Origin of the sequence: Bacillus sp. 7705b (genome assembly GCF_002289525.1) — a bacterium.
Taxonomy (GTDB): Bacteria; Bacillota; Bacilli; order Bacillales; family Bacillaceae; genus Bacillus; species Bacillus halotolerans.
The window spans coordinates 17,670-37,451 of the sequence record NZ_NSDH01000002.1 but is presented as its reverse complement, the minus strand read 5'-3'; the positions used below and the strand labels follow the sequence as shown (position 1 = coordinate 37,451).

19 protein-coding genes and 5 pseudogenes are annotated in these 19,782 nt (G+C 38.4%); 15 read left to right on the top strand and 9 right to left on the bottom strand.

The window, feature by feature from the left end; all coding sequences use genetic code 11:
* Positions 1-63: 63 nt before the first annotated feature.
* Complete coding sequence (locus CJU60_RS00290) at positions 64-1,263, bottom strand: MFS transporter (protein WP_024123536.1); 1,200 nt, start codon at positions 1,261-1,263, stop codon at positions 64-66.
* Between the two features lie 189 nt (positions 1,264-1,452).
* On the opposite strand from CJU60_RS00290, the gene CJU60_RS00285 reads away from it, so the two are divergent.
* The 3 genes from CJU60_RS00285 (at position 1,453) to CJU60_RS00275 (ending at position 3,387) form a co-directional block, all read left to right on the top strand.
* Complete coding sequence (locus tag CJU60_RS00285; RefSeq protein WP_095712569.1) at positions 1,453-2,349, top strand: LysR family transcriptional regulator; 897 nt, start codon at positions 1,453-1,455, stop codon at positions 2,347-2,349.
* On the top strand, positions 2,346-2,789 hold the full coding sequence (locus tag CJU60_RS00280; RefSeq protein ID WP_095712568.1) for a GNAT family N-acetyltransferase: 444 nt from the start codon (positions 2,346-2,348) through the stop codon (positions 2,787-2,789). The genes CJU60_RS00285 and CJU60_RS00280 overlap by 4 nt, the downstream gene beginning before the upstream one ends.
* Positions 2,790-2,871: 82 nt before the next feature.
* On the top strand, positions 2,872-3,387 hold the full coding sequence (locus CJU60_RS00275; protein WP_095712567.1) for a DUF2798 domain-containing protein: 516 nt from the start codon (positions 2,872-2,874) through the stop codon (positions 3,385-3,387).
* A gap of 58 nt (positions 3,388-3,445) precedes the next feature.
* Here CJU60_RS00275 and CJU60_RS00270 read toward each other — a convergent pair whose 3' ends face one another.
* Positions 3,446-4,360 (bottom strand): LysR family transcriptional regulator, encoded by a 915-nt coding sequence (locus CJU60_RS00270; RefSeq protein ID WP_095712566.1) that lies wholly within the window; start codon positions 4,358-4,360, stop codon positions 3,446-3,448.
* Between the two features lie 121 nt (positions 4,361-4,481).
* Between CJU60_RS00270 and CJU60_RS00265 the strand changes: the two genes are divergently transcribed.
* Positions 4,482-5,060 (top strand): LysE family translocator, encoded by a 579-nt coding sequence (locus CJU60_RS00265; protein ID WP_024123540.1) that lies wholly within the window; start codon positions 4,482-4,484, stop codon positions 5,058-5,060.
* Between the two features lie 82 nt (positions 5,061-5,142).
* The gene (locus tag CJU60_RS00260) at positions 5,143-5,520 is read left to right on the top strand and encodes a VOC family protein (protein ID WP_024123541.1); all 378 of its coding nucleotides are present in this window, start codon (positions 5,143-5,145) and stop codon (positions 5,518-5,520) included.
* A 121-nt stretch (positions 5,521-5,641) separates the two neighbouring features.
* On the opposite strand, the pseudogene CJU60_RS00255 reads toward CJU60_RS00260, so the two are convergent.
* Positions 5,642-6,303: pseudogene (locus CJU60_RS00255) on the bottom strand (MBL fold metallo-hydrolase).
* 30 nt (positions 6,304-6,333) lie between these two features.
* Here CJU60_RS00255 and CJU60_RS00250 point away from each other — a divergent pair.
* Positions 6,334-6,525: pseudogene (locus CJU60_RS00250) on the top strand (winged helix-turn-helix transcriptional regulator).
* A gap of 104 nt (positions 6,526-6,629) precedes the next feature.
* On the opposite strand, the gene CJU60_RS00245 reads toward CJU60_RS00250, so the two are convergent.
* Complete coding sequence (locus tag CJU60_RS00245; RefSeq protein WP_095712565.1) at positions 6,630-7,310, bottom strand: ArsR/SmtB family transcription factor; 681 nt, start codon at positions 7,308-7,310, stop codon at positions 6,630-6,632.
* 89 nt (positions 7,311-7,399) lie between these two features.
* Here CJU60_RS00245 and CJU60_RS00240 point away from each other — a divergent pair, with 89 nt between their 5' ends.
* Positions 7,400-8,023 (top strand): flavin reductase family protein, encoded by a 624-nt coding sequence (locus CJU60_RS00240; protein ID WP_095712564.1) that lies wholly within the window; start codon positions 7,400-7,402, stop codon positions 8,021-8,023.
* Between the two features lie 88 nt (positions 8,024-8,111).
* On the top strand, positions 8,112-8,522 hold the full coding sequence (locus CJU60_RS00235) for a hypothetical protein (protein ID WP_095712563.1): 411 nt from the start codon (positions 8,112-8,114) through the stop codon (positions 8,520-8,522).
* 583 nt (positions 8,523-9,105) lie between these two features.
* Here CJU60_RS00235 and CJU60_RS00225 read toward each other — a convergent pair.
* The 3 genes from CJU60_RS00225 to ydfH form a co-directional block, all read right to left on the bottom strand.
* On the bottom strand, positions 9,106-11,280 hold the full coding sequence (locus tag CJU60_RS00225) for an MMPL family transporter (protein WP_095712561.1): 2,175 nt from the start codon (positions 11,278-11,280) through the stop codon (positions 9,106-9,108).
* A 117-nt stretch (positions 11,281-11,397) separates the two neighbouring features.
* Positions 11,398-12,039: a two-component system response regulator YdfI gene (gene ydfI / locus CJU60_RS00220; RefSeq protein WP_095712560.1), complete on the bottom strand. Its 642-nt coding sequence runs from the start codon at positions 12,037-12,039 to the stop codon at positions 11,398-11,400.
* Entirely contained in the window at positions 12,032-13,252 is a 1,221-nt protein-coding gene (ydfH, locus tag CJU60_RS00215; protein ID WP_095712559.1) for a two-component system sensor histidine kinase YdfH, read from the bottom strand. Before ydfH ends, ydfI begins: the two co-directional genes overlap by 8 nt.
* A gap of 442 nt (positions 13,253-13,694) precedes the next feature.
* Between ydfH and CJU60_RS00210 the strand changes: the two genes are divergently transcribed.
* The 5 genes and pseudogenes from CJU60_RS00210 to CJU60_RS00190 all read left to right on the top strand — a co-directional run bounded on the left by CJU60_RS00210 (position 13,695) and on the right by CJU60_RS00190 (position 16,941).
* Positions 13,695-13,865, top strand: a complete 171-nt coding sequence (locus CJU60_RS00210; protein WP_095712558.1) for a hypothetical protein — start codon at positions 13,695-13,697, stop codon at positions 13,863-13,865.
* A 232-nt stretch (positions 13,866-14,097) separates the two neighbouring features.
* Positions 14,098-14,190: pseudogene (locus CJU60_RS22100) on the top strand (DUF255 domain-containing protein); the annotation flags it as partial.
* A 187-nt stretch (positions 14,191-14,377) separates the two neighbouring features.
* Positions 14,378-15,190, top strand: coding sequence for a MerR family transcriptional regulator (locus CJU60_RS00200; protein ID WP_095712557.1), 813 nt, complete (start codon positions 14,378-14,380; stop codon positions 15,188-15,190).
* 90 nt (positions 15,191-15,280) lie between these two features.
* Entirely contained in the window at positions 15,281-15,970 is a 690-nt protein-coding gene (locus CJU60_RS00195) for a DUF554 domain-containing protein (protein WP_095712556.1), read from the top strand.
* Positions 15,971-16,065: 95 nt separating this feature from the next.
* Positions 16,066-16,941, top strand: a complete 876-nt coding sequence (locus tag CJU60_RS00190) for an AraC family transcriptional regulator (RefSeq protein ID WP_095712555.1) — start codon at positions 16,066-16,068, stop codon at positions 16,939-16,941.
* Between the two features lie 298 nt (positions 16,942-17,239).
* Here CJU60_RS00190 and CJU60_RS21285 read toward each other — a convergent pair.
* Positions 17,240-17,320 (bottom strand): annotated as a pseudogene (locus CJU60_RS21285) (hypothetical protein); the annotation flags it as partial.
* A gap of 4 nt (positions 17,321-17,324) precedes the next feature.
* On the opposite strand from CJU60_RS21285, the pseudogene CJU60_RS22025 reads away from it, so the two are divergent.
* A pseudogene (locus tag CJU60_RS22025) lies at positions 17,325-17,472 on the top strand (DUF255 domain-containing protein); the annotation flags it as partial.
* Positions 17,473-17,535: 63 nt separating this feature from the next.
* Here the strand turns inward: CJU60_RS22025 and CJU60_RS00180 are convergent.
* Positions 17,536-18,372, bottom strand: coding sequence for a helix-turn-helix transcriptional regulator (locus CJU60_RS00180; protein ID WP_095712554.1), 837 nt, complete (start codon positions 18,370-18,372; stop codon positions 17,536-17,538).
* A gap of 103 nt (positions 18,373-18,475) precedes the next feature.
* Between CJU60_RS00180 and fabF the strand changes: the two genes are divergently transcribed.
* Complete coding sequence (fabF, locus tag CJU60_RS00175; protein ID WP_095712553.1) at positions 18,476-19,708, top strand: beta-ketoacyl-ACP synthase II; 1,233 nt, start codon at positions 18,476-18,478, stop codon at positions 19,706-19,708.
* Positions 19,709-19,782: the final 74 nt, after the last annotated feature.

The following is a 19,782-nucleotide window of genomic DNA, read 5'->3' as shown; positions in this document are numbered from 1 at the left end:
GGTCCTTTTTTTGTCACCATCATTTCAATTTACTGCCCTGCACCTCAGGACATGTTAAATCAGTCATAGCGCGCTGCCCGACACGTTTTCACTCCTTGCCAGAAATACCGACAGCACGAAGGCAAACAGCAGCATGAACGTGATCATACTGACGACACCCAGCCAATGAAAAGCAGACCAAAACACGCCGCCGACTGTTCCGCAAATACTTGAACCTGCGTAATAAAAGAACAAATACAGCGATGAGGCCTGCGCCTTGTTATGCAGGGCTCTCCGTCCAACCCAGCTGCTGGCGACTGAATGCCCTCCAAAGAAACCAAAGGTAAAAAGAGCAATCCCCAGAATTTTTACTGCTAATACGCCGTTTAACGTTAATAATGCACCTGCGAGCACGATAAAAATATTCATCATCAGTATTTTATGATAACCGTATTGATCGACCATTCTTCCAATAAAAGACGAGCTGAAAATCCCGACAATCATCACAATAAATATCCAGCTGACAATCGCTTTGTTAAAGGAATACGGCGGCGCTAACAGCACATACGCAATGTAGTTGAACAATGCAACATTGCTTCCGAGAAGCAAAAAACCAATGAAGAACAAGCTTAACAGTTTCCGGTCCTTCAAGTGGCTGATTAAAGACATTCCCAACTGACCGATCTCAAGTTTTCTCGGCGTAAAATGGGTCGATTGAGGCAAATTCATAAAAAATATCATACTCGCTATCAAACTGATCACACCAATTGACCCCATCGCTATATGCCAAGTAAAGTACTCACTCAAGAGCCCTGAAACAATCCTTCCAAAAACGGCGCCGATCGCGTTTCCGCTGATATACAGCCCCATCGCCGACCCAAGGCTTCCGGGTTCAATTTCTTCTCCAAGATAAGCCATCGCAATCGAAGGGAGACCAGCGAGCGCAATCCCTTGAATGGTTCTCAATACGAGCAGCGTATGAAAATTCGGGCTGAAGGCCGACGCCAGACAGAGAACGGATGCGGCCAGCATGGATACAGCCATAATCGGCTTACGTCCCCATACCTCTGACAACGAACCGAAAACAAGCATGCTGACAGCTAAGAGCATTGTTGTAGCAGATAAAGAAAGACTCGCTGTTGTAGGGGTCACATGAAACTCCCGCGTAAATTCCTCCATAAGCGGCTGTACACAATACAGAATGGCAAATGTATTAAAACCTGCGGCAAAGAAAGCAAACGTAATTTTACGAAAAACCGGTGTGCCTTTTTGAATGTATGTCATCGGGACTTTATCTGCCCCTCACCATTTTGTTGAAGACTGCACTCCATAAACACCCATCCTTTATTTCTTGCGATTTCAAACATCCTCGAGTCTGTTTATACATTTATCTTAGCACCGTTGATATATGTTGTATAATGCATAATAAATATCCAATTCATGCTTAAATGTAATGTAGGAGGTGTTGACGATTTGGAATGGGAACAATTTGAATATTTTCAAACACTGGCCCGCATGGAGCACGTCACGAAGGCGGCACAAAGTCTGTCGATCACACAGCCTGCGCTTTCACGCTCAATCGCCAGACTCGAACACCATTTAGGCGTCCCGCTATTCGACAGGCAAGGACGTTCGATTAAACTAAACAAATACGGAGAAATATTTTTAAGACGCGTTCATGCCATGATGAAGGAATATACCGAAGGGAAAGAAGAAATCCAAGCTTTTTTACAGCCTGACCAAGGCGAAGTGTCTCTCGGTTTTTTACATACATTAGGAACAACGCTGGTTCCCGATTTAATCGGCAGCTTTCAGCAGAAATATCCCGACATTACCTTCCAGCTGAAGCAAAACCATTCATATTGGCTGCTTGAACGATTAAAATCCGGAGATCTGGATCTCTGTCTCCTTGCCTCCATCAAGCCTGAAAAACTGATCCGCTGGATACAATTATGGAGCGAAGAACTGTTTGTATTTGTGCCAAACAACCATCCGTTATCTCATCGAGAAAGCATTGCACTGACCGAAGTCGCGGATGAGCGTTTCATTTTATTGAAAAAAGGATATGCGCTTCGCATGACGGTTGATGAATTGTTTGAGAAAGCGGACATTCAACCGAACATTATGTTTGAGGGTGAAGAAGCAGCCACCACGGCAGGTTTTGTGGCAGCCGGTCTTGGCATATCCATTCTGCCCGATCTTAAAGGGTTAGACCAAAGCAAAATCACAAAAATTCGTGTCAGCTGGCCGGAATGTCAGCGCGGCATAGGAATCGCCTGGATAGAAGGCAGATTTTTATCCCCGGTGGCAGAGACCTTTAAACAGTATGTCATCAGCCATTTTTCTGATAAAGAGGAGGATCAATCATGAATGTGAAGAGAATAACGACAGAACATGATTTACATACAGCGTTTGACATCAGAAAGACAGTATTTGTTGAGGAACAAGGCTGTCCAGTTTCCGACGAGTTCGATGAGTTCGATACACTCCATGGGGATTGCCAGCACATTCTGGTTTACCATGAACAACAGCCGGTCGGCACAGCGCGTGTGCGTATCGTTGATCACGCGGGCAAACTGGAAAGAATCTGCATTCTGAAGCCCTATCGCAAATTCGGGTTGGGGAAAGTGATTGTCGCTGAGTTAGAACGTATTGTGAAAGAAAAAAGCATTTATACATGTAAACTGCACGGTCAGACACAGGCAGCAGGTTTTTATGAAAAGCTCGGCTATCAGACAGCATCAGAGGAATTTATATTGGATGGCATTCCGCATGTGCTGATGACAAAAGAAGACGATTCCGGCCAATAAATTGTTCACAAATTTGTCACTTATGAGCATGTGTGATTCATTGGTATACTAATCACCGATTATTGAGAGAAGGATTGATTGTATGCCAGCAAATAAAAAAGAAGGCCTTATCTTTGGCGTGATGATGTGCTTTGGAATGGTCTGCGTCATGTCGATTTACAATGCAGTGATCAACGGAGCCATTCGTGATTTTTCATGGGTTACAGCTTTTGAGATGATCATTGGATTTATTGTAGCGTTACTGTTAGATTTACTTTTAGTCGGTCCGCTCGCAAGAAAAATGACATTCAAAATGCCGTTCGACAAGTCTAAGAAATTATATATGGTCCTTGCCATGTCGACTTGTATGGTCCTTGCCATGTCGACTTGTATGGTGGTTGGTATGGTACTTGGTATGGTACTTTGCATGTCTGTTTTCGGATTAATCACGGCAGTTTTGTCGAATGGACTTAACGAGAACAGCCTATTCAGCGCTTACCTTATGATCGTTCTGAAAAACTTTATTTTAGCCTACCCATTGCAATTATTAATAATGGGCCCTTTAGTCCGGGGCATTTTCGTAAAGTTTGTAAAACCCAAGGTTTCAGCCGCAGTTTGATGGATGACTAATATGAAAAGGAGTGAGCGTACCAACTCCTCCTTTTCCAACATCCTGTCTATTCACCGGACATACCAACAAGAGACTCCTGTTCAGATTCACGAAACGAATGTAAAACAAGTTCAGCAAAAGCCTTTGCTGCCGGCAATGGCCATTTTTTCTTTTTGATCAGCATATGGGAATACAGCGGATCGAATGCTTCAGAATGACCAAGGATTTTCAGCTTACCGCTTTCCACCTCTTCTTTCACTGTCACATAAGGTAAAACAGAAAAGCCAAGCCCGCTCATGACCGTTTGTTTGATCGCTTCGATACTCCATAGCTCCATTGTTTGAACGTTGCAGATGTCATGCTTAACAAGATACCTTTCAAACATTGATCGATAGCTGCAGCCTTCTTCATTTGTGATAAAAAAATGGCCGCTGATATCTTGTTTATAATCATCAAAATGATCCGGTCCGTCATGACTGCCCACAAGGACAATCCTCTCCTCAGTTAAAGTATAATGAATGCATTTGTCCGGGCTAATTGCTGGATAGACCATAAAAGCAATATCCACCCGTCCGCTCAATAAATCTACCTGGATTTCCCCGCATGTCCCATTGCTTAATATAATCTTCACATGAGGATATTTCAGTGAAAATTCCCTTATGATTGGCCCTAGTCTAGAAATCGTTAAAGACTCAGGTGCGGCTACCTTTAATACTCCCTTGATTTCATGAACACTCTTCATATTCTTGATCTGGTCGTGGGCAGAAAGTAAATCTTCTGCCAAAGGGATTAATTCTCTGCCTAAATGAGTCAGCTTTAGATTTCTTTTTTCATACGAAAATAAAGCGCCGCCGATCTCCTGCTCAAGCGCTTGGATATGAGTGGTGATCGTGGATTGCGTATAACCCAGCTTAGCAGCAGCTCCCGTGTAACTTCCCATTTCTACAATTGCTTGGAACGTGACAAGATGTCTGATCTCCATACGTTTTCCCCTTCTATCGAAAAAAATGATAATGCTTTTTTATATTTCAATTTTATTTATAGATATGACTATCATACAATAAAAACTGCCCAATATGACATTAGTAAATGAAGGTGATTCAATGAGTATTATAGCTTTTCTTTCGTATGTGATTTTGACATCCATTACGCCCGGCCCAAGTAACATCTTAATGATGAATGAAGCGCGAAGGTTTGGCTTTATCGGTTCGTGGCGTTTTAATAGCGGCATCTTATCGGGCTTTGCAGCACTGGGGATTCTCAGCGGTATATTCACAATAGGTGTATACAATTGGATTCCTCTTGTTGAGCCCTACTTCAAAATAGCTGGTGCAGTCTATTTGCTCTATTTGGCCTGGCAGATCGGTTTCGCCAAAGGCTCAAAGAAGGATTCCGGAGATACGCACTCTTCTTTTTTATCCGGTTTCATCTTCCAGATCATCAATATCAAAAGCGTTTTGTTCTTCTTAACATTGATGAGTGCTTTTATACTGCCGTTTCAGCATTCAATGACATCAATTATTTTTTATCTCTCATTGGCCATTTTTCTGGGCTGGTTCGCCCTGCTGCTATGGTCAGGGTTCGGCTCTGTTTTTAAAAAGCTTTTTGAAAAACACGATAAGGCATTTCGAGTCATCATGTGCTTGCTGCTCATTTATTCTGCGGTAAGTATCTTTCTTTAGTTAATCTCATCTGATACGAAAGCAGCTATGCAGGATTAATAATAGATTTAGTGAAATGTATACTTTGCAGGAGGGATCGTGAATGATAAAACGACTTGATCATTTGGTGTTAACGGTAAAAAGCCTTCAGGAGACAATCCGCTTCTACACCTCTGTTTTGGGAATGCAGGAAGAAACGTTTGGTTCGGGCAGAAAAGCATTGCGTTTTGGCAATCAAAAAATAAACTTGCATGAGGCCGGTCATGAATTCGAACCTAAGGCACAGCACCCATTACCTGGATCTGCGGATTTGTGTTTTATCACTGATGAACCTATCAATAAAGTAGTAGAACATCTCACGAAAATGAATGTCAATATAGAGCAAGGGCCTGTAAAAAGAACCGGCGCCCTTGGCCCGATTATCTCTGTTTATATTCGAGATCCCGATCAGAACCTCGTCGAAATATCAGAGTATCTTTAAATCTCCCAAAACATACCGAGTGTTTGGTATGTTTTGAGGGACTTATTCCTTCTAAAAACGATACTCAAAATAGTCTCACTCTTCTCCCCAACCAATTCATATTTACTGTTACAAACTTTCTTTAATCTCTATATTTTAAAACATACCTTTTATACAGTTCTTCGTTATAAAGAATGCTTTGTCCATGCGAAGAGCAGATAAGAGTTGGTTTGATTTCATCTATGATTGCGCCGCTATCTATATTCTCATTCATATCGACGCTGAATTTTCTGATAGGCGGGTGCAGCTCCTCCTTACTTGTAATAAAAGGTCTCCTGATAATAAAATGTTATCAATTTCATGGTGGTAGATAACATGCCCCGGAGAATGTCCGGGTGTTACATAGTATTGTATCGGCAAGTGAGTAAGTGTATGCTCCGTCAGCGGCCGGACAGTATGTGCTACCCTTGTGTTTTCGACGTCATTTTTGTTCGGATAAGGCGCTTCTCCATTTATATAAATCAGTTCTTTTTGATGGGCATAAATAGGAATGTCAAACTTCTCTAACCATTTTGCTGCACCTTGAATATGATCACTATGGCCATGGGTAAGCAGAATGGCTTTGGGATGACCAATTGCTAACGCTGCCTTTATTTGAGCATCTGCGAAACGTTCTATTCCTGTATCAATGATATAAACATCATCGCCATCTTTAATAAACCAAATATGAACTGGGATATGAATCGGTATATCGAGTTCAAATTCACACTGATAGACATGTTCTGATATTTGTATTAAGTTCAAGCAAACCACTTCCTTTGAATATTTTTGTAAATGGCTTTACACATTGTTGGCTGAAAATGGCAAGGAATCATCATCGATACCCTGTCTCATCAACCGGTCAGGTTTAATGAACTGAAAAGATCAATACCGGGTACCACACAAAGGATGCTGACGTTACAGCTAAGGGAACGGAAAACAGATGGTGTGGTGAAGACATCACAGGCTTTACGTCTCGAAACATAAGGAGATAAGCCACTTTATCATTTTGCGTTCCGCTTCTCATATGAATATGGTACCCATCTGCTTTCTCCACTTTTGATGGAGGAAGTATGTTTTCCATTCAAATCTTAGATACTCAATTTAAAGTATTTCTCAAATGCAGCTTTTCCGCTTTGTGTTACCTTAATAGCTCTAGTTTTAGGCATACGCACAATCCATTGCAGTTCTAGCATCCTGTCTAATAATGCATGTCCCAAAGCGCCTGCTAAATGATGCTGCCGCTCGCTCCAATCTAAACAGCAAAGCGCAAAAGCTCTCCTCTTATTTCTTTGTTTTTCTTCGTCGACTCCAAAATCCTTTAAAAACAAAGAGCCTTCTGAAGTGACCTCAAAGTGTAAATCCGTTTTTCGTAAGAAGCCCTGCTCGACTAATGAATGTGTCACTTGCACGCCGATATAACCAGCCAGATGATCATAACAGGTACGGGCAAAGTGTAAATCACTTTTTTCTTTTGAATCATTGAAAGACTTCACTTTTGAATCAGGCGAAATACTGAGCAATTGTTCTATCACTTTTGCAGCATCGGCGCTAGCCAATTTATAATACCGATGTCTTCCATGCTTCTCTACACTGATGAGCTGTGCTTCAAGTAATTTTTGCAGGTGAAAGCTCGCAGTTTGAGGCTTGATTTTAGCGAAATATGCAAGCTCTCCAGCAGGGTGTATTCTTCCATCCATAAGGCTCAAAAGAATAGAAGAACGCGTGGGGTCAGATAGTAACGAAGCAACCTTTGCAATATTAGGATTCATCATTCTCCTCCTTACATTCATATTTCGATGATAGTTGAAATGTTAAACCTTTACAATATGAATAAATAATGATTAGGAGGCATTAAGCGTTGAACAGTGAAAAACAAGACACCCTTCATTTTAAAGAAATCAAACCAAACATTATGTACTATGGCACGTCAACATTCCTTCTTTCCACTTTGAATGAAGATGGAACCACCAATATTAGTCCGATGTCTTCCTCTTGGGCGCTTGGAAACTATATTGTTCTGGGAGTAGGACTAGGAGGAAAAGCTATTGAAAATATAAAGAGACACAAAGAATGTGTCATTAACTTGCCCAGCCCCGATTTATGGAAAAACGTTGAAAAAATTTCGTCTTTTAGCGGAAAAAAGAATATCCCGCCTTTGAAGAAACAGCTCGGGTTTACTTACAAAAAAGAGAAATACGAAGCGGCAGGGTTAACACCTTTACCATCAATGACAGTAGCACCAACAAGAATTAAAGAGTGCCCTATCCAAATAGAAGCAGAAGTGAAACATATTCGGATACCAGATTACGAACCATCATTTGCGATTGTGGAAACACAAGCTTTACATTTTCATGCCGAGGAAAAGATCATATTGAACGACAACCACATTAACCCTTCAAAATGGAGTCCGCTTATTTATAATTTCAGACACTATTTTGGTTTAGGAAAAGAAATAGGAAAGACCTTTCGTTCGGAAACATGACTTTAATGGGAAATTGCGTATTATACCCCTTCTATGTTTCAATGGAAATCGTTAGTAACAGCTTAAAATAAAAACGGAGATATTGAAAATGAGAATTTTAAATACGAGATTTAAACGTTTATTCAGATTAAGAGATTTTGAATTCTTTCAAGTAGAATTAAACGATGATGAGAGATGTGCTTTTTTATTATACGTTGATGAAAGACTGCCAGATTCTGAAGAAGGTAACAATATTAATGTTTATTTGATTTCTCACTTTGAGCTACCTGATTCATCATATCAAGCTGTGCTACGTTTTAATGATGATCTATTGGGTATGAAACATAATTGTTCATATGTAATGGACACTTTAACTGTTACAGAGGAATTTGATTTCGATTTCCCATTTGATATGCTAGCTATTCGTGAATATGTTCAAGAGTTATTGTCCGCTGGAAAAATTGACAAAAAACTTCCTGAATTTGAAGAAACGGATTTCAATTATTTATCTCAAGAATAGTAAAGGATTAGCATGTATAACCAGTAGTTTTGGATATATTGTACAAAGTGTTGTATATGTATTTATTTAAAGAAAGTGTTGTTTGATTTGCACAGAGAAACATTAAAATTCATACTAACTTTATTTGCAGTTTATGCTACCATCCAAGTTACAAATGAAATTGGTCCTGCTAACTATTGGTTTCTAAAAAGACTTATTCAGTTTTTAATTTGTATAGTTGTTTTTTTGGTTATTACTTTTATATTCCCCCCAAAAAAGAATAAGTGAATTTCATTTTGGAAAAAAAGAGCTCTCATTGAGCTCTTTTTTAAGTTGTGTACTTCTGGTAAGTCTATATGCTATTCTACTCTGCATTGGTGCCATGTCTATTAGAATAACCATTTCTTCATTCAGATGACGGAATGAAAAAAGAGTAGACCTTTCAGTCCACTCTTAAATAAATTTTATTTCTCTCGTTCTATATATTCTTCTTTTGTTGTTTATTGCCCATAAACTTTAACCTCTAATACTTTGCCATTAGTTGTATTCCCTTTATAAAAAGAGGAGTTACATCCTTACATGTTATTAGAACGAGCCTATATTGCTACATACTGATTCGGTGTTTTTGTTCATTGTCTATCTCGGGCTGTATCTCCTTTGTTAGATGATGACCCTCTATATCTACATTCGGAATGATTTTGTCTAACCATTTTGGTAAATACCAAGCTGCATTCCCCATCAACTTCATGATACTTGGAATGAGTGTCATTCTTACAATAAATGCGTCAAACAATACACCAAAGGAAAGAGCTAATCCATTTGCTTTGATAGAAGCTTCACCAGCAAAGATAAACCCTGCAAAAACAAATATCATGATTAGCCCGGCTGCGGTGACAACAGGTCCACTGTGTTTTAATCCAGCTTGAATCGCTTGTACTGGATTCTTTGTTTTCACATATTCTTCACGCATTCTGCTTACAAGGAATACCTGATAATCCATTGCTAAGCCAAAAAGAATACCAATCGTTAAAATAGGCAAAAACGCGAGAATCGGCCCTTTTTCAAGTATATTGAACAAATCAATTAGATTTCCATCCTGTAACACAAATACACAAACCCCAAGAGTTGCTGTCATTGTTAATATGAAACCTGCTACAGCAACAAGAGGTACTAGCAGCGAACGGAATACGATTGTCAGCAATATAAACGCAAAACCAACAATGAGTACAGCAAATACTGGTATTGCATCATTAAGACGATCTGAAATATCTATATTCACTGCCGTCGATCCAGTTACGAGCAAATCTACTCCTTTTTGATCTGCTAAGCTGCGTACATCTTGTACCAAATCCTTAGTAGCTTTATCGTTTGGACCTGTTGTAGGAACAACCGTAATAATAGCAAAATCGCCTTTTGCATTAGGCATTGCAAGAGTAACACTTGCTACATGGTCTAAATCCTTAATTTCTTTTACTGCATCTGCGAATGCTTCAGTTTTATTTTCTGGAACACTTGTGGCATCCGCCACTATCGTTAATTGGCCATTAAACCCTTCTCCAAAACCTTCGGCAAGCAAGTCATAAGCCCGGCGCTCGGGATTATCCTTAGCCTTCATTCCTGCATCAGGTAAACCTAGCTCCAAATGCATAGATGGAATACTAATGACTAGCAAGATGAGAATACTAAATACACTTAGAAGAATAGGGTTCTTTGTGACAAAGCGTCCCCAGAAATTTGTTTCAGCGCTTTGTATTTCTTTTTTCTTGTTTGCTTTCGGAATCATACGTTTCCCTGCTATTGATAAAACGGCAGGCACTAATGTAATTGAAGCTAATACAGCCATGAGCACACTGAGCCCTGCTGTTAGCCCCATTGCGGACATAAAAGGAATATTAACGACAGTCAATCCGCAAAGTGCAACAATAACTGTGAGTCCGGCAAAAACGACAGCACTCCCAGCTGTTCCCGTAGCTCTCGCAATTGATTCATTTTTTTGTATACCTTCACCTAAAAACTGGCGGTGTTTCGAAAAAATAAACAAAGCATAATCAATACCAACTGCAAGGCCAATCATTCCGGCTAATGAAAGACTGACGGAGGCAATATCAAACACTTGTGTTCCAATCAAAGTCAGCCCAATGCTTACACCTAAACCTATAAGTGCTGTTAAAATCGGTAAGCCTGCTATTAATAATGAGCCAAATGTAATAGCTAGAACAACAAAAGCCAAGACAATACCGACTATCTCTGATACACCGCCTATCTCCATCTCGGCTCCTGGTATATCTCCGCTTAACTCCGTTTGTAATCCTTCATCATCAGCAATGGACAAACTATCTTTCACATGTTTTATAGAGTAATCTTTTATATCATCTGCTGATGATTTGTATTTGATATCAGCATAAGCCACTGTCCCATCTTTTGCGATCGTTCCTGCATGAAAAGGACTTGCAATCGAATCAATGGAATCGTCTTTATTCATTTCCTTTAATGTATTCTCTATTGCTTCTTTTGCTGATTTGGCAGTAAGTTTCTCCCCATCCTTAGCACCGAATATGACCCGTATGCTCCCTTTATCAGGACCATGAGGAAATTCTTTATTGATCACCTTCATTGCTTTTTCCGAAGGCGTGTCAGGTATTGACATATTCTCAGAAAAACTGGGTTTTAATATGCCGGCTGCCCCTATCGTTGCAATCAACACAACGATCCACGCACATATTACTTTAATACGATGGCGAGCGACCCAGCCGCCTAATTTATATAACATTCTTGACATCATAATCTCCTTTCAACACATTGCTTGATAATATTCTTCCTAATTGTAATTCATAAGGAAATGAAAAAAACGTACATTCGGGCATGTACGTTTGGGCAACTTTTAAATAACTTTGTGTTATATATCTAAAGTTAAAATACCTCTCTGCATGGCAATCGCGACTGCTTCTGTTCTAGAATCCGCTCCCAATTTATTATAAATGGACGTTAGTCTTGACTTCACGGTTCTCTCTGAGATTCCTAAATCAAAGGCTATCGCTTTGCTTTTGAATCCTTTTGCAATCGCCTTTAGAACAACTATTTCCTTTTCCGTTAACTGAGTATCGCTGCTTGGTTTCTTCATTCTTTCAAATTGAATTTCTTGAAAACGTTTAAGAATATCAGGCTGCAGCAGCACTTCTCCTCTTAATGCTGCATCCATTGTATGAAATAGGGTTTCTGAGCTCGTATCCTTCAACAGATATCCTTTCGCCCCTAATTCAATTCCCTCAATCATCAAGTGATCTTCATTATAAGTAGTCAAAATAATAATGGGTATGTTGTGTTTTTCTTTTATTTGTTTAATCGCTTCTAACCCACTCATTTTTGGCATGTATAAATCCATAAGAATGATATCTGGCTTTAATTCATCTGTAAGATGGACCGCCTTTTTTCCATTTTCCGCCTCTCCGATTATTGTGTAGTTATCATTCGTCTCAATTAACAGCTTGAGACCTTCTCTCACAACTAGATGATCATCAACGATTAAAACCTTACTCATCTTCAATCTCTCCCTGATTTGACAAGATTATCTCGATTTGTGTGCCTATTGTTTTTGTACTCTTTATATCGAATTGGCCTTTCATTGCTCTGACGCGTTCTTGTATACCAAGAAGTCCATAATGACCTCTCTTTTTCCTGCCTCTTTCAACATCAAATCCTTTTCCATTGTCTCTGACGGTTAAATGGATGTTTTCTTTCTCATCCCAAACTGATACCCATATGGATTCTGCTTCAGCATGTTTTGCTGCATTTGTAAGACATTCTCCTATGATGTAATAACAATTTTCAGCAGTACGAACATCAGGCAATTGAGTTAATCTGTAGTCTAAAAAACAAGACAGACCTGTTGCATCTTTAAAATGATCCATTTGTAAGGTAATTCTTTCTTTTAAAGAATCGATTTCTTCTGATTTGCTGCGAAGATTGTCAATAGCTGAACGTGCATCAGCTAATGTGCTTTTCACTCTATTCATAGATTGTTGAATGATTTCTTTTGCTCTATCTGTGTTACCTTTCGATATATGAACATTAATAGCATCCAGCTGCATATTTAAACTGACCAGCCCTTGAGCAAGCGTATCGTGTAAGTCCCGGGCCATACGCTGCCTTTCGTTTTGCAGCGTCAGCTGTTCGACCTGCTGATGAGCCAGCCCCAGCCTTTCAAGAGTCAGCTGCGCTTTTATCTTTTCATCGACTTGGGCAAATAATGTAGCGGCATAAGTAATAATCACGATCATAATAGGTACGGCAATGACAAGAAAATGCAAATATTCACCTTTGTGAATCTGATTTGTTGCATTGATTGACAGCAGAAGCAGTAAATACAGTATGAGGAAAGTCCTTCTTCTGTCTGCTATTCCTGCAATCTGTCCAATCAAAAATGCATAAAGGCCAATAATAATCAGCACTAAGAAGCCAGTCATGATATTAGCCAGTGTAAAAGTGATCAAACCTTGCAGCACAAAATATAGAATGACCCTTTTCTTAACCCAGCGATATGAATGCCAATGCAGCATTGCAAAAATGGCGATCAATACTGTAAACACATGAAGCAATAAAATGGGCCAGCTCCCAATAAAAAATTGCAGCACGATAGAGGCTATATATATCATGAGAATAAAAGCTAAGCCTGGCACTCTGAGAGCAAGCATATTTAATGCCCGCCTATCTCGTGAAAAGTAGTTTTTATCAAAAGGCTTTCTTCGAAACATATTGCTTCACTTCCTTTCCTTTGACAGTATAATCACAAAGGATCCACAATAAAAATAGGAACAATCCAGTCATATTTGTCATCTTATCATAAGAGCCGGCAGGCATTTCATTTATCGGCCAGCAAGGCAAGAAGAAAACGCAAGATGAACAAAAGTTTAAAAATGCCCCAACGTACATAAGGATATGCCCTTATGTACGTTTTCTATATTCAATTTTAAAATTAAAATATATGGAGAGTTACTTTCATATGGGAGGATTGAAATTTATTGAAACCAATTGATCTCATCATTATAAACTTGCAAAGAAAAGGAATCAGGGCTAAAAAAACATTTAAAAATCGGACCCCTCATACATTAAAATCCTCAAAGAAGTAAAGCAGAAGGGATCTACAAAATACCCCATTAAAGATAAAGAAACCTATAGAGAAAAGAGGAACAAGGTATGTATTGGTTTTTTGGTGTTTTATTGTACCTTTTCATCGGTACTTATATATTCATAGGAGTCATCAAAGACACTCAATCAGGTTCTTGGTTACTACTTGCATTAGCAGCTCCACTCATTATCTTTGGCTATCCTTACTTTTGTTCGAAGCAGCTTCTTTCCAAAAGATAGATATATATTGATTACGGAGTTATTGAAAATGATTAGAAGGTTTGAAAATAATGATAGATAACATTCAACTCAAACACAATATTTACCTTCAAGACACAGACAGAACATATCATGTTGCGAACCATTGCCCCTGAAACTATATAAATAGCTAAGTCCTGACATGTACTGGTGCCATGTTCGTTAGAATAACCAAAACCAGTAATTTGCAGTCCGCACTTTATGAACTATTTTCATTGATTGGTTCCCTCGGAGATAGAAAGCATTTGAAAAAGCGAAACGTGAAAACAAGCCGGTTCTCGTCAGCATCGGCTATTCGACTTGTCATTAGTGCCACGTTCGCAATGTAACATCTGTATTCACTCCAAATCAAATAAAGAATAGATATAATATTTATCAACTCAATCTTGATTATGGCCGTCTATATAGGGAAAACTTTACCTTTAGGGTTACTGCATCATATATAATGTGGATGTACATAAACAGACAGCTTTAATAACAGAGAGGTTGTTAGGATGAAGGAATTTTTCTCTATTGGAGAAGTATCTAAGTTATTCAATGTAAACGTACCTACTCTTAGGTATTATGATGAAATTGGTCTCTTAAAACCAGAATTTACAGACGAACATAATAACTACAGATATTATTCTACACAACAATTTGAAAGATTGAGTACAATCAAGTACCTGAGGACATTAGGTTTGCCAATAAATAAACTACTTGATTTTTATGATTCTCTTGAGGTAGATACTCTGATTCACTTGCTGAAAGACCAGCAAACTGAAATCGACCGAAAAAAGAGGGAATTGGCACGCATTGAGAGAAAGATCTCTCGCCGCATTAAACAAATGGAAGACGCAGTTAATATGCCGCTAGAAGAAATTTCAAAAATTAAACTTCCTGAACTGCGTGTGGCGTATTTACAACATGAATATATTCTTGGTCAAGATATTGAGTATCCGGTAACAGAATTGAGAACTAAGTTTAAAGTCCACAAAGATCTATTTTTAGGGAAAGTAGGATTATCCATTTCAGCAACAAATATAAAATCAAATCAGTTTGACCGATATTCCAGTATATTTATGGTTCTGGAAGATGAAGATGAAATAACTTCACCTGAAATCACTTTCCCCTCAAGAGAATATCTGCAAATTAGATTTAAAGGATCACATTCAGAAGCAGCACAATACTACGAAATGTTACTTACATATATGAAAAAGCATCATTATGAATTGGCTGGCGACTCAATCGAAATAACACTGATTGATTATGGGGTAACTAATAATCCAGACAATTATGTCACTGAAATACTTTTGCCAATCAAATAAATTTAATTAATGGCTGTTACATACACTTGACCCTCAAGTAACTTGAGGGTTTATTTTTTTGAAAGGAACTATTATTGGAGGAGATAGCCTATGTTTGGAACAATTTTTAACACAGTTATGATCATTGCAGGAAGCTTAATTGGAGGTATATTCAAAAAAGGAATGAAAGATGAGTACCAAGAGATACTTATGCAGGCAATGGGATTCGCCGCAGTTGGACTAGGGATTAACGCCTTTACACAGCATTTGCCTTCTAGTAAATACCCAATTCTTTTTATTGTCAGTTTAGCTATTGGGGGATTGGTTGGTCAGAGCATAAATTTAGAATTAAGATTTAACAATTTAGTCAACAAGTTCTCCAAAAGCAATTTAGCCGAAGGTTTATCAACTGCAATCTTATTATATTGTATAGGCTCGTTGTCAATATTAGGCCCTGTTAACGCTGCTCTGCACGAAGATTATACTTATCTCCTAACAAACGGTATATTAGATGGGATCACTTCCATTGTTCTCGCTTCCACATTTGGTTTTGGAATAGCAGCATCTGCGGTTGTATTATTTACCTGGCAAGGCTCAATATATTTATTTGCAAAATTAATGGAAAGTGCATTAAATACAGACCTTATTAATGAAATCACAATTGTCGGCGGTGTATTAATTCTTAGTTCGGGGTTAAGTATTCTGGGAATTAAAAAATTTAAAACGTTGAACCTCCTGCCATCACTGTTGATTCCGCCTATTGTAATTTTAATTATTCATGTATTTGGATTACCATTTTAAATCCTTAATCTACAATTAACCTGCAAAACTGTGCACGGAATGTCGGGTAGAAACATTTCACCCCTGTTATTCTTTTGTTAAAGGAGGTCAAATAAATGGATTTGCTTAAAAGTATGAATAAAGCATTAAAGTATATTGAAGAAAACCTCACTAATGATATTGATTTTAAAGAAGTAGCAAAGCTTGCATTCTGCTCTGAATATCATTTTAAAAGGATGTTTTCCTTCCTTTCTGGTATTTCATTATCCGAATATATTCGTCGCAGACGTCTTACTCTTGCAGCTTTTGAACTTAAAGAAAGCAATGTAAAAGTGATTGACATTGCAATAAAGTACAGATATAACTCACCAGATTCTTTTGCACGGGCATTCCAAAATTTGCATGGCATAAAACCATCAAAAGCCAGACTTAATGGCCATTCACTTAAAGCTTATCCACGTATGACCTTCCAGTTATCAATCAAAGGAGGAAGTGAAATGAACTATCGCATTGAAGAAAAAGGAGCATTTCGCATCGTTGGCATTAAAAAAAGAGTTCCTCTTATTTTCAAAGGGGTTAATCCGGAAATTGCATCCATGTGGGAAAGTTTAGATGAAGAAGCAATAAATACACTTAAAAAGCTTTCTAATGTAGCGCCTTTGGGACTCATTAGTGCTTCCACGAACTTTTCTGAAGGCCGGACCGAGGAGAAAGGAGAGCTTGATCACTATATTGGCGCAGCCACAACGAAACAGTGTCCAAATAACCTCTCACAGCTTGAAGTTCCTGCCTCAACATGGGCTGTATTCGAAGCAATCGGGCCATTTCCGGATACACTGCAAGAAGTATGGGGACGCATTTATTCTGAATGGTTTCCATCGTCAAATTATGAACAAATAGAAGGTCCAGAAATACTGTGGAACGAGCATAAAGATATAACATCCCCTTCTTTTAAAAGTGAAATTTGGATACCGATCTTAAAAAAAGAATAAGTTTTACGATAATTAAAGAGGAATTGAAGGTTCTTTATGGAAGCAAACAATTAAAGTCATCGCACACATGATGAGTAACTATAAGGTTTTTTCAAATGATATATACAGAAAATAAAAACATACCAATATTCTTTATTTGGTATGTTTTTTTATAATGCAGCGTCTGCTTTTCATTCTGCAAATTAAGAGAACATTATCTTTATGTCATTCAGGACTTGTATTTGGCCACTGCATATTTTTATTGAAGGGATTATACCATATAATGCACTTTAAATTTTTAAAGGTGAAAAATTGTACTTTAGTAATCCCTTTTGTTTCCCTTCTTCACATATTCCCAATCACGTTCTACATTTTTCCTGACTCTGTAGAGAGAAGGTGATCCCATGCCAAATAACAATAAACCCAATAGATTAATCAATGAGAAATCACCATACTTACTTCAGCACGTCCACAACCCCATAGACTGGTACCCGAAGCCTTCGAAAAAGCAAAACGCGAACACAGCCGGTTCTCGTATCTATTGGGTATAGCTAACCTTGGCTATTCTAAAGAACATTGTCATTTAATGCACATTAGGAAGTGAATTTCTCATAGCTAGCCTTCAATTAAACGTTTTAACTTAAGCTCAGTTTCAGTATCCTCAACTGGAGTATAGACGCTGCATCTTAAATCAGTATCCCCATGCACCTGTAATGAAGTAAGATTAAACAACATTTTACCTACCTTAGCATGACGAAACTCAATTAATACTTCAGGAGCAGAGCTTATCTCATTTTCATTCCAAATTTTACGAAACTCGGGATATGCCTGTTCCATTTCTTGTATAAATTGCTCATACCAGTCATCAGCCACATACTGTCCATAATACGTTCTAAATATTGCGATATATCCTCTAACAAAATGCTCCCAATTCACTGCTAAACTTTTAAATTCCTTTCTTGCGAATAGTAAGCGTATTATATTCCTTTCTGCCGGGATGATTTGTTCAAAATCCAAAAATACATTAGCTGCTGCTTGATTCCACCCAACAATCTGACTTCTTCTATCTGATATAATCGTTGGGCAATAACGAAGTTCCTGCAACATTTTTACTAAAGCCGGACTGATTTCCTTCTCCTTCTCATTTATAAAGGGTTGTTTCACTCCTTCCTCTAACGCTAGAGCATACAAATATCTCCTTTCATCGTTATTTAATTGTAATGCTCGAGAAATAGCATCTAATACCGAAGTAGATACTTTTATATCTCTGCCTTGTTCTAACCATGTATACCAAGTAAGACTTACACCGGCTAGTTGAGCCACTTCTTCTCTTCTTAGTCCTGGTGTTCTTCTGCGGGTTCCTACAGGTAAACCAACCATTTGGGGAGTAATTTTCGAACGTTGGTTCTTTAGAAATTCTGATAAAGCTTGAAGTCTTGTTTCAGGTTTCATTAAGATCTCCCTTTAAAATAGTATTAATTATACTAGGATAAATAACAACTTGTAATAGGATAACACAATAGCTAAAGTTAATAAAAACGAGGAGGGAATGATCATGAAAAGAGTTGTCATTACTGGAATGGGAGTTATTTCTCCACTAGGAAATGATGTAAACAGCTTTTGGAATCAACTAGTTAAAGGACACTCGGGAATATCTCTCATTGATTCTTTTGATACTGCTGATTATAAAACAAAGATAGCCGGAATCGTTCGTGATTTCGATGCAGATGAAATATTGGGGAGAAAAGAAGCAAAACGATTAGATCGTTTTAGTCAGTTTGCCTTAGCAGCAGCCGAACAAGCATTAGAACATTCACAATTACAGTTAGATAATGTTGATCTTGAACGTTTAGGGGTATATGTTGGTTCAGGAATCGGAGGCATACAATCACTTGTTGATAATGTGAATGTATTAAATAAACGAGGTCCCGCGAGAGTAAGCCCTAGCCTTGTACCAATGATGATTTCAAATGCAGCTGCGGCCCAGATAAGCATAAGATTAGGAGCACAAGGACCATCATTATCACCAGTCACAGCCTGTTCAATCGGGAATACCTCTATTGGTGAAGCTTTCAATGCTATCCGAAATGATGAAGCAGATATTATATTTGCCGGTGGAGCAGAAGCTGCAATCACACAGATATCTTTGGCTAGTTTTGGAAACGCCCATGCACTATCTACAAGAAACCAAGATCCAAATCGAGCCAGCCGTCCGTTCGATACAGATAGAGATGGCTTTGTTATGAGTGAAGGCGCAGGTATCTTAGTATTAGAATCATTAGAAAACGCTATTCTTAGAGATGCGCCGATATTATGTGAAGTAGTGGGGTACGGAGCTAGTTCAGATGCTCATCATATGGTAGCATCACACCCAGAAGGTAAGGGTGCCTACTTAGCCATGAAAAAAGCATTGAGAAGTGCAAATATATCAACAGGTGAAATTGATGTTATTAGTGCTCATGCAACAAGTACACAAGTAGGTGATCGTTCTGAAGTTCTAGCTATTAAGAAATTATTTGGTGAACATTCACGTGAAATTCCAACAACTGCTAACAAGTCAATGACTGGGCACATGCTTGGTGCTGCTGGCGGAGTAGAAGCAATTGCTTTAGTGGAAAGTTTGAGACAAGGAATTATTCCGCCAACTATTAATGTAGAGAAGCAAGATCCAGATTGCAACTTAGATGTTGTATCAGAAGCGAGACATCTTCCATTGAAATATGGGCTATCAAATTCTTTTGGTTTCGGCGGACATAATTCAGCAATCGTGTTAAAGCATTACGATTGAAGACCCATCTTTATAGGTCAAAGGTGAAATAATAAATCTATCAAGGGTTTATAGCCCTTGATTTTCATTATGGA